The following is a 9,735-nucleotide window of genomic DNA, read 5'->3' as shown; positions in this document are numbered from 1 at the left end:
TAAGGTCGGCCGCCACCTTCACCGGCGCGCCTTCCTTGCGGGCGCGGCCGGCGTCGCCGCCGTGCCGGTGCTGCTGACGGCGGGCGATCTGCGCGCGGAGCCGCCCACGGCCGGCGATCCGCTCGGCTTCACGCCGATCGCCCCGTCCAAGGAGGACCGGCTGATCACGCCCGAGGGCTACGAGCATCAGGTGCTGATCCGCTGGGGCGATCCGCTGTTCCCCGACGCGCCGGACTTCGCGCCCGACGCCCAGACGCCCGAGGCGCAGAAGCGGCAGTTCGGCTTCAACAACGATTTCGTCGGCGTGTTTCCGGTCGAGGGCGGCCCGAACCTGCTGCTGGTGGTGAACCACGAGTACACCAGCGGCGAGGACATGTTTGTGGCCTATGAGCCCGGCGTGAACCGCCTTCAGGCCGAGATCGAGATGGCCGCCCATGGCGGTTCGGTGGTGGAGATCGCGCCGGGGCCGGACGGCTGGCGCGTGCTGCGCGACTCACGCTTCAACCGCCGCATCGACGCCTCCACCCCCATGACGATCACCGGCCCGGCCGCGGGCCATGCGCTGATGCGCACCGCCGCCGATCCAGAGGGGCGCACGGTGCTCGGCATGGTCAACAACTGCTCGGGCGGCAAGACGCTCTGGGGAACGTGGCTGACCTGCGAGGAGAACTTCAACTTCTACTTCGCCAACGCGGAGCAGGCTCAGGACGCCAGCCTGAAGGCCGTCCACGCCCGCTACGGCGTCAGCAAGAAGGAATCGCCCTCCCGTTGGGAGGCGTTCTTCGACCGCTTCGACGTGGCCAAGGAGCCGAACGAGGCGTTCCGTTTCGGCTGGGTGGTGGAGATCGACCCCTACGATCTCACGTTCCGCCCCCGCAAGCGCACCGCGCTCGGCCGCATGAAGCACGAGGCCGCGACCACAGCGCTGACGAAGGACGGCCGCGTCGCGGTCTACACCGGCGACGACCAGCAGTTCGACTACGTCTACAAGTTCGTCTCCGCCCGCGCCTACGCCCCGTCCGACCGCACAGCCAATCTCGACCTGCTGGACGAGGGCGTGCTCCATGTGGCGAAGTTCCACGACGATGGAACCGGCGAGTGGCTGCCGCTGACGATCGACAATCCGGCGCTGAAGGGCCACTTCGCCGATCAGGGCGAGATTCTGGTGAAGACGCGCCTCGCGGCCGACGCGGTGGGCGCCACCGCCATGGACCGGCCGGAGGACGTGCAGCCGAACCCGGTCGGCGGCAAGGTCTATATGACCATGACCAACAACAGCAAACGGCCCGCGCCCGGCGAGCCGAAGGGCGCCGACGCCGCCAACCCCCGCGCCGCCAATCTGAACGGCCACATCATCGAGCTGATCGAGGACGGCGACGACCACGGCGCCACGCGCTTTCGCTGGAGCGTGTTCCTGCTCTGCGGTGATCCGGCGGTCGACCTGAAGACCAAGCCCGAGGAGATCAAGGCGGGCCTGCCGACCGCCGCCACCTTCTACGCCGGCTACGCCGACCCGTCGAAGCTGAGCCGCATCGCCTATCCGGACAACATCGCCTTCGACGCCCGCGGCAATCTCTGGATCGCCACTGACGGGCAGCCGAAGACGGAGGGCATCGGCGCGCCGAACGACGCGCTGCACGCGGTGCCGACCGAGGGGCCGCACCGGGGCCATCTGCGCCAGTTCCTCAGCGCGCCGAGCGGCGCGGAGGTCTGCGGCCCTGAGTTCACGGACGACGGCCGCACGCTGTTCTGCGCCATCCAGCATCCGGGCGAGGGCGGCCTGACGCCGAACACAATCTCGACCTGGCCGGACGGCGCGTCCCTGCCGCGCCCCGCGGTGGTCGCCATCCGGCGCACGGACGGCGGCCCGGTCGGCGCGTGATCCGGGGCCGCCGTCAGGCGTCCGGGTTCGCCGGGCGCCAGGGCGGCGCGATGATCTCGAGGTCGGAGGCGTCGGCCGCTGCGGCGGCGTCGCGGATGGAGACGCCGTCGAGCACCAGATCGGGGCGGATCTCGCCAAGCGGGGTCAGCACGAAGGCGCGGTTGAACATCTCTTTGTGCGGCACGATCAGCTTCTGGGTCGCGACCCGGGAGCCGCCGAGATAGAGGATGTCCACGTCGATCTCCCGCGGCCCCCAGCGGAAGGTCTTGTGGCGGCCGACCTCCTGCTCGACGCTCTGGGTGAAGGCGAGCGCCTGCTCCGGGCTCAGGTCGGTCTCGCCGACCGCGCAGGCGTTGGCGAACCAGTCTTGATCCACATAGCCCCAGGGCGCGCTGCGCCAGACCGACGACGCGGCGAGAAACCGGATGTTCAGGCCGTCGAAGGCGCCCGCCATGGCGGCGTGGATGTTGGCGATCTTGTCGCCCACGTTGCTGCCGAAGCCGAGGCCGATCTCCATCCGCGCCATGGGCCGTCAGCCTGCCGCGCGGTGGCGCAGGATCTCGACGCCCACGTCGGAGAAAATGCCGGCGATGGGCGCGGAGGGCTTGTGCACCTCGACCCGCACCGAGCGCACGGCCGGGAAACGCGCCAGAACGGCCTCCGCAATCGCCTCCGCCAGCGCCTCGATCAGGTCGAACCGCTGGCCGGTCGCCACCTCCACCAGCGTCACATAGACGTCGTTGTAGGAGACGGCGCGGGAGATGTCGTCGGCGCCCGCATAGGCGTGCGCGTCCAGCCAGTAATCCACGTCGAACACGAAGCGCTGCCCGAGCGTCTGCTCTTCGGCGAACACGCCGTGATGGGCGTGCACCTGCACGCCCCGGAGGAAGATGCGATCGTTCATGGATCGGAAACCCGTCATCGCCCGGTTCGGTTGCGCCCGGCCTCCCCATGAAGGCGGGCGACCGCCACGGCTGGGGCGCAGTCCGCGGCCAGCGCCGCCACTGCGGGGTCGTTCGAGAACAGCGCGCCGATGTCGCGATAGCCGAGCTTCAGCCGTTCCGCCAGCCGTTTCACGAGGAATCGGCCGACGCCCGCGCCGACAATGGTCTCACACGGCGGTTGGTCGGGCCGGGTCAGCAGCCCGAGCGCGGCGTCGTGGAGCCGGCGCAGCTGCGCCTCCGCGAGATGGTCGGCGATGCGGCGCGCGGCGTCCCAGGTCTCGGGCGTGAGATCGGCGCCCACCATGCGGAGCAGGCGCCGGGCGCTGCCCTCCGCGGTTTTGGGGCCGCCGTCGGCGGCGGGGTGGAGGTCCGCGGCCTCGTCCAGATCGCCGGTCAGGCGGTGCGCGTCGGCGCTGGTGGCGAAGAATTCGGCCATGGGCGTCACCCAGGCGCCGGCGAAGGGCAGGCGCGGCGACAGCGCCATCACCGGCGTGCGCGCCACGCCGAGATAGACCAGCTCGTCCGCCGCCATGCGCTCCGCGTCGGTCGCGCCCCGCGCCAGAACGCGGCCCTCGCCGAAGGGAATGAGGTCGCTGGTGGTGGAGCCCACATCCACCAGCAGCCCCGCGCCGCCGCCCGCCGCCACCGCTTCGGTGGTGGCGCGCCAGTTGGCGGAGGCGACGTCGCGCGCCAGCGCCGCCGCGTCGTCGGGCCGCACGAAACGGCGTTCGCCGGCGTAGATCGCGACCCGATCCGCGCCGAAGCGCGCGGCGAGCGCGCGGGCGATGGCGGCGACGCCGCTCGCGCGGTCGGGCCACAGGTCCGCAAGCTCGCCGGTCATGGTGGCGGCCACGATGGTTCCATCGGATTCTGCGCCGACCTGATCCAGCGCGGCGTCGAGCTCGTGCAGGCCGCGCCACAGGGGGCAGGCGGCGATGCGCACCTCGACGAGCGCGCCGTTCCCGTCGAGACGGGCGAGCTTCAGATGGGCGCCGCCCACGTCGAGGCCGATGACGTCGCTCACAGCCGGATCTCCACGGGACGGACGGAGGGAGGCTCGCGCGCCTCGGTGGCGAAGGGCGGCAGGAGCGTCAGCGGGTTCACGCCCAGCGCCTCCCGGAGCGCCACATAGGCGGTGGTGACGCGGGGGTTGATCTCGATCGCGACCGGCGGGCCGCCGTCCTCGGGCAGCGCCAGATCGACGCCGAACAGGCCGTCGAGGCCGGGGATCGCGGCCACGATCTCCTGCGCCAGCGCGCGCAACTCCGGCGCGGTCCGGTCCAGCGCGCCCACGTCGAGGCCCGCCAGCGCGATCGCGCCGTCTGCGACGGCGATGGACTGCCGGTTGGCGGCCAGCACCGAGACCCGGCCGAAGGCGTTCAGCACCGTCAGGCTGGCGGCCGCGCCCGCCACATAGGGCTGAAGGACGTGGTCGGCCGGCACGTCGCGGGGAGAGGGCGGCGCGTCCCACAGCCGCACGCCCTCGCAGCCGGCGCCGTCGTCCGGCTTGGAGACGCAGGCGCCGACCAGCGTCGGCGGCAGGCGGTCGGGCGAAAAGGTCGGGGGCGTCGGCACGCCCGAGGCCTGCAGCCGGGCGGCGGTGAGGCTTTTGGAGGACGCGACGCGGATCGCCTCCGCCGACGGCGCCATCACCTGAACGCCCGCCGCGCGACCCAGGGCGGCGAGCCGCGCCTGCAGGCCGTCCGTCTCCGGCGCCACCGGCCAGAACAGGTCGCAGGCCGCGGCCTCCCGTTCCCAAAAATCCCACGGGTCGCCGTTCGATACCTCCGCCGCCGCGCCGAACGGGCAGGGCGGGGCCTGCGGGTCCTGCGCCACCGTCAGCGACACGCCCGGAAGCTCCGCCAGATCGCGCGCCAGCGCGTCGCGCATCAGCGCGCCTTCGCGGGCGAGCGAGACCGGCAGGGGCTGGCCCGCGAAACCGCCGCCGGTGACGAATTCGCACAGAAACACGCGCAACGGGCCGTCTCTCTCAGTTCGAGCCGTCAAAAAGACCAAGGACGCCCCGACGCGGGGGCACAGAATGCGCCTTACCGCGCCGCCGCCTCCCTTGTCACGGACGCGACGACAAAATTGCGGGCCGGACCCGAGAGGGAGGGCCGGTCACCGGGCCTCGCGCCGTCACGGCCGCGCTTCGGCACGAAGCGCCACGCTCCAAGCGGCGCGCTCGGCGCGCTACACTCGGCGAACGGGCCTGACGCCTGTCGGGCGATCGCTCGAAAAGATCAGCCGCGAGACCGCGATTCGACGGCGCCTTTTCGCCGCCTCGTCCGTTGTCTCACGTGACACGCGCAAAGCCGATCTCAACAGGTCACACGCGAAGAACCGCTTTTCGAGAATGGGACACCCGATCTTGGACGTCATTCCGGTCATTGATCTGATGGATGGCCGCGTGGTGCATGCGCGGCGGGGCGAGCGGGGAGCCTACCGGCCGATCGCGTCGCCGTTCGCGCCGGGGGCGGAGCCTCTCGCCACCGCCGCCGCGCTGCTGGCGCTGGCGCCGTTCCGCGCGCTCTATGTGGCCGATCTCGACGCCATCCTGAACCGCGGCGGCCATGACGACGTGATCGCGGCCATCGCCGCCGCCCATCCCGGCGTCGAGATCTGGGTCGATCGCGGCGCGGCGGCGGGCCGGGCGGGCGCGCCGATCGTCGGCACCGAGTCCCATGCGGACGCCTGCTCGCTCAGCGACGCGCTGACCGGCGACGCGATCCTGTCGCTGGACCACGACGCGGACGGGCCGCTCGGCCCCGTCGAGGTTCACGACCAGCCGGACCGCTGGCCGCGCCGGGTGATCGCCATGACGCTCGCCCGCGTCGGCGCCGGCGCCGGGCCGGATCTCGGGCGTCTGGCGGAGGTTCTGGCGAAGGCCGGGCCGGAGCGGGCGGTCTACGCCGCCGGCGGCGTGCGCGGCGAGGACGATCTCGCGGCGCTGGCCTCGCTCGGCGTCGCCGGCGCGCTGGTCGCGACCGCGCTGCACGACGGCCGCATCTGCGCAGACGCGGTCAGGCGGCTGGCGAAACCGTCTCCGCGAACACCGCCGCGACGGTGAGGTCGGCGGTGGTGCCGGGGTTGAGGCCCCGCGTCTTGAGATCGAGATCGAAGGCGTCGAGCGCCGCGCGCCGGGCGACCGGCGCCTCGGGCAGCGCCGCGCGAAAGGCCGCGGCCTCGCGCTGAAGCTCGTCCGCCGTCTCGACGCCGAACTTGCGCGCCACATGGCTGTCCGGCAGCCGGGCGAGCAGGTCGAGGAACACGTCCTCCACCGCGTGCGGTCCGCGCCCGCGGGCGGCGTAGAGCCGGGCGGAGGCCAACACGTCGGCGAAGTCAGACACGTATTGCGCGGCGATGCGGTCGCGCCCGGCGGCCTGCGCGATCGCCTCCCGCAGCGTGACGGTCGGGGCGTCGCGCACGTCCTGCGTCTCCGCGGCGCCCAGCCCGCCGGGATTGGCGGCCGCGATGGCGCGGAAGGCGGCCTCGGCGCCGGCGATGGTCAGGCCGCCGAGCGTCCGGTCGAGCGCGTGGACGAAACGTTCGTCATCGCCGCGGGTGAGGGCGGCCTCCGCGAGTGGGGCGCAGAGCAGCACGATGCCGAGATTGGCGTTGCAGCCGACCGCGGCGAGCGAGGCGAGGGTCGCGCCTTCGATGCGCGCGCCGACCGTTTCTCCGAACGCCAGCGGCCCGGCGGCGGCCTCCGCCGCGCGCTCGAAGGTCTCCACCGTCATGCCGTGACCGGGGCGGAACACATGCACGTTGCCGGGCTTCAGCGCCAGAAGCTCGGCGCGGGAGGCGTCGCGGAAGGCGTCCGCGATCGCGTCAGGCCGCATCGGGGCGGGCCAGCCGGCGGGCGAGATCGCGGGCGAGTTCGGCGGCGACATCGATCCCGGTCGCGGCGTTGAGGCCCTTCCAGGCCGGCATGGAGTTCACCTCCAGCACCAGGAAACGGCCGTCCTCGTCCTCGATCAGGTCGACGCCGGCATAATCCGCGCCGACGGCCCGCGCGGCGCGCACCGCGAGCGCCGCGGCCTCGCCGTCCACCGCCGCGGCCTCGCCGCTCGCACCCTGGAAGATGTTGGTGATCCAGCCCTCGTCCGCGTGTCGGATCATGGCGCCTACCGCGCGGTCGCCGATGGTGAACACCCGCCAGTCGTGGGCGCGGCCGCTGTCGCGGAAGCCCCGCGCCGCGACGAAGGCCTGAAGGTAATAGACCCCGCCCACCTCCGCCGGCTCCGGCAGCGCCTCGCCGGGCGAGACGAGCCGCACGCCCTTGCCCTGCGCGCCGAACAGCGGCTTCAGCACCATGGGGCCGCCATGGGCGTCGAAGGCGGCCTGCGCGTCGGCCCGGCGCTCGCGCACCAGCGTCAGCGGCGTCGGCAGGCCGGCCTGCGCCAGCACGAAGGTGGTCATGGACTTGTCGACGCAGACCTCGATGGCGCGAGCGTCGTTCACCACCGCGACGCCCATGTGGCGGGCGGCGTGCAATAGGCCGAGGCGCGAGGTGATCTGCTCGGTGGTGCCGGCCGGGATCAGCCGCACGAAGATCGCTTCCGGCAGGCCCTCGAGGCCCGGCACATGCAGGCGCGGCCGGCCGGTGGAAAGATCGAAGCCCGCCTCCGTCATGGAGCGGATCAGCGGCCTCAAGCCTTCCCGCTCGATGGCGCGGGCGAGGCCGTGGCTGTGCCAGTCGGCCTTTTCGGTGAAGATGACGACGGCGGGATCGGACATGGCGCACTCAAGGCTTGGGCGGCCTTCGCGCGGCCGGAACGTCGCACCTTGCTCCGTCATGCCCGGCGAAGCCGAGCATCCATGATTTTGGGCACGGAACGGCGCGCATGTTCAAGTCGTGGATGCCCGGGACAAGCCCGGGCATGACGAAGGGCTTAAAGGGCGGTCGGGACATCCACGCGGGCGCGGAAGCCGTGTCCCTCGAACCGCTACGGGATCAGCCCCGGAACGACGTCTCGATCAGCTCCGGCATGAAGGCGCCGGCGCTGAAGCTCTTGCCGGTCGAGAGCGCCGTCACGGTGACGACGGCCGGCGAGAACAGCCCGGCGTCGCAGGCGTAGAAGTCGAAATTGTAGCCGGCGAAGATCTCGCCGAACGGGCGGCCATGGTCGCGGGAGGTGGAGGAGGGCAGGCCGTTGGCGAGCTGCTCGGCCTCGTCTTCCGGGCCTTCCACGTAGAGCGTGATCTCGCCGCCGTAGAGCACCGCGTCGTTGGTGCGGCCCATGCCGCCAAGGAAGTCGGCCGCGGGCGGGGCGATCGGCGCGACGCCGACGCCGTCCACGATGCGGTCGAGCGGGAAGTGCAGGGCGTGCGCCTTGTGCAGCGCCACCTCGAGCACCCGGCCCACCACCTGCACCGAGCCGGCGAGGCTGGTGGTGGGGGTGAGGATCAGCGTCAGCTTGTCCTCCGGCACGCCGCATTCCTTGGCGATAAAGGCGATCAGCGCGTCCGGCGGGCGCTTGTCGGTCTCCAGCACCAGCGCGGCGCTGTCGGCGGTGTCCTTGTAGCCAAGCTCGCCGAACAGCTCTTCCTTGGCCCAGAGCGCGCGGGCGGGACCGGAGCCGAGCGCGAAGAAATCGCCCTCGGACAGGCTCCAGCCGGCGTACTGGCTGCCGAGGCAGGCGATCACCGGATCGACGGTGGAGATGTGGATCGCCGTGTTCCAGCGCGGGAAGCGGGTGTCCGGCGCGAACAGGGCGCGGCCGAGGCCGCCGAGGCAGATCTCGGTGATGCGGCGGCCGGCTTCGAGGCCGCCGCGCACGTTGATGCCGGCGTCCACGATGGTGGCGCCGGTGGCGGTGCGCTCGACGCCGAGACGCAGCGTGGCGGCGTCCGCGATCAGGGAGGAGACGAGCGGGGCGACGAGCGTTCCGACGCTCGGGCGGGTCTCGGTCATTCGGTCACCATGGGTTCGAGTGCGTCATCGGTGAAGCGCACGCCGTCGCGGCGTGCGGAAAGGGCGTCCAGCAGAGCCGCGCGGCGGCGGGCGACCAGCGCGCGCGCCGCCTCCGGCGTGCGGGCGGAGGCGAACACGGTGCAGAGGGGCGCGCCTTTCGGCGTCGCGTCGTCCTCCGCCGGCCAGTCGGCCGTCCATGCGGGGCGCCGCAGGCGGGCGAGCGAGCAGCGTCGGGGGGCGTAGACCACGGCGGCGGCGTGCGCGTCCAGTTGGGATGGCGTCGCAGACGAAAGTCGATCGTCGCAGGCGGCAAGATGCCGCGCCAGAAGAGAGGGGCCGTCGCCGCGGTCGAACACGTCGAGCGTCGCGCCCGGCCGCGGGTTTACTTCGAGCAGCGTGAACGCCGTCTCGTCGTCGGCGGGAAGGATTATGTCGGCGCTGGCGAGACCGACGAGGCCCGTCGCCGCGACCAGCCGGTCGAGCGCCGCGGCGATGGTCGCGCCCAACGGCGCGGGCAGGGCGATCGGGCCCACGGCGCCGCCGTAGCGGCAGGGCGCGGCGGGGGTGGGATCGCTCCACTGCTCGGAGAAACCGACGATATGGGCGCATCCGCCGGCGGCCAGAAACAGCGCGGAGACGGCGCGGCCCTCGATCCGGCGCTGGCCGTAGACGCCCGCGCCGCGCGGGCGGCGGCCGAAGCGGATGTGGCCGCCCCCGGACGCCCCGGCCCGCTTCCAGACCGTGCCGGGGCCCTCGCCGTCGGTGAGGGCGGGATGGGGGATGCGGAGGGTCGCCAGCAGTTCCGCGAGGGCGCGGGGGTCCTTCAGCCGCCGGACGGCGTCGGGCGCCGCGCCCTTGAGCGGATGGCGGGCGGCGATCGACGCCATCAGGTCGGTGGCGTCCTCAAAGCCGGCGCCGAGGATCACCGGCAGGCCGGCGGGCGCATGGGCCGCGAGCGTCCCCAGCAGCGCGGCGGGGTCGAAGCCCGCGCC

At 72.8% G+C, this 9,735-nt stretch carries 10 protein-coding genes; 2 read left to right on the top strand and 8 right to left on the bottom strand.

What is annotated here, in order from left to right; translation table 11 throughout:
• The coding region (locus ACFQ4O_RS11720) for a PhoX family protein (RefSeq protein WP_378775877.1) at positions 1-1,882 on the top strand (1,882 nt) is incomplete at its 5' end.
• Between the two features lie 13 nt (positions 1,883-1,895).
• Here ACFQ4O_RS11720 and folK read toward each other — a convergent pair.
• Genes folK through ACFQ4O_RS11700 form a run of 4 tightly spaced genes read right to left on the bottom strand, consistent with a single transcriptional unit; the run spans position 1,896 to position 4,797 of the window.
• Complete coding sequence (folK, locus tag ACFQ4O_RS11715; RefSeq protein ID WP_378775876.1) at positions 1,896-2,408, bottom strand: 2-amino-4-hydroxy-6-hydroxymethyldihydropteridine diphosphokinase; 513 nt, start codon at positions 2,406-2,408, stop codon at positions 1,896-1,898.
• A gap of 6 nt (positions 2,409-2,414) precedes the next feature.
• Positions 2,415-2,786 (bottom strand): dihydroneopterin aldolase, encoded by a 372-nt coding sequence (folB, locus tag ACFQ4O_RS11710; protein WP_378775875.1) that lies wholly within the window; start codon positions 2,784-2,786, stop codon positions 2,415-2,417.
• Between the two features lie 14 nt (positions 2,787-2,800).
• The gene (locus ACFQ4O_RS11705) at positions 2,801-3,850 is read right to left on the bottom strand and encodes a hydantoinase/oxoprolinase family protein (protein ID WP_378775874.1); all 1,050 of its coding nucleotides are present in this window, start codon (positions 3,848-3,850) and stop codon (positions 2,801-2,803) included.
• Positions 3,847-4,797, bottom strand: coding sequence for an ATP-grasp domain-containing protein (locus ACFQ4O_RS11700; protein ID WP_378775873.1), 951 nt, complete (start codon positions 4,795-4,797; stop codon positions 3,847-3,849). The genes ACFQ4O_RS11705 and ACFQ4O_RS11700 overlap by 4 nt, the downstream gene beginning before the upstream one ends.
• Positions 4,798-5,197: 400 nt before the next feature.
• On the opposite strand from ACFQ4O_RS11700, the gene ACFQ4O_RS11695 reads away from it, so the two are divergent.
• Complete coding sequence (locus ACFQ4O_RS11695) at positions 5,198-5,896, top strand: HisA/HisF-related TIM barrel protein (protein ID WP_378775871.1); 699 nt, start codon at positions 5,198-5,200, stop codon at positions 5,894-5,896.
• Here ACFQ4O_RS11695 and ACFQ4O_RS11690 read toward each other — a convergent pair.
• The 4 genes from ACFQ4O_RS11690 to ACFQ4O_RS11675 all read right to left on the bottom strand — a co-directional run.
• Complete coding sequence (locus ACFQ4O_RS11690; protein WP_378775870.1) at positions 5,850-6,668, bottom strand: triphosphoribosyl-dephospho-CoA synthase; 819 nt, start codon at positions 6,666-6,668, stop codon at positions 5,850-5,852. The two genes, ACFQ4O_RS11695 and ACFQ4O_RS11690, sit on opposite strands and share 47 nt — an antisense overlap.
• Entirely contained in the window at positions 6,658-7,566 is a 909-nt protein-coding gene (locus tag ACFQ4O_RS11685) for an ATP-grasp domain-containing protein (protein ID WP_378775869.1), read from the bottom strand. Before ACFQ4O_RS11685 ends, ACFQ4O_RS11690 begins: the two co-directional genes overlap by 11 nt.
• A 217-nt stretch (positions 7,567-7,783) precedes the next feature.
• Positions 7,784-8,743: a methenyltetrahydromethanopterin cyclohydrolase gene (mch, locus tag ACFQ4O_RS11680; RefSeq protein ID WP_378775868.1), complete on the bottom strand. Its 960-nt coding sequence runs from the start codon at positions 8,741-8,743 to the stop codon at positions 7,784-7,786.
• Positions 8,740-9,735: ATP-grasp domain-containing protein (locus ACFQ4O_RS11675; protein ID WP_378775867.1), on the bottom strand; the 996-nt coding region annotated here is incomplete at its 5' end. The genes mch and ACFQ4O_RS11675, both read right to left, overlap by 4 nt.

The organism is Methylopila musalis, from assembly GCF_042679725.1.
Lineage (GTDB): Bacteria > Pseudomonadota > Alphaproteobacteria > Rhizobiales > Methylopilaceae > Methylopila > Methylopila musalis.
This window is presented reverse-complemented; position numbering and strand designations above follow the sequence as displayed.

Bases quoted from the DNA above. Each gene is read 5' to 3' on its own strand.
- mch (WP_378775868.1), bottom strand. From the start codon at position 8,743: ATGACCGAGACCCGCCCGAGCGTCGGAACGCTCGTCGCCCCGCTCGTC.
- folK (WP_378775876.1), bottom strand. From the start codon at position 2,408: ATGGCGCGGATGGAGATCGGCCTCGGCTTCGGCAGCAACGTGGGCGAC.
- folB (WP_378775875.1), bottom strand. From the start codon at position 2,786: ATGAACGATCGCATCTTCCTCCGGGGCGTGCAGGTGCACGCCCATCAC.
- ACFQ4O_RS11690 (WP_378775870.1), bottom strand. From the start codon at position 6,668: ATGCGGCCTGACGCGATCGCGGACGCCTTCCGCGACGCCTCCCGCGCC.
- ACFQ4O_RS11685 (WP_378775869.1), bottom strand. From the start codon at position 7,566: ATGTCCGATCCCGCCGTCGTCATCTTCACCGAAAAGGCCGACTGGCAC.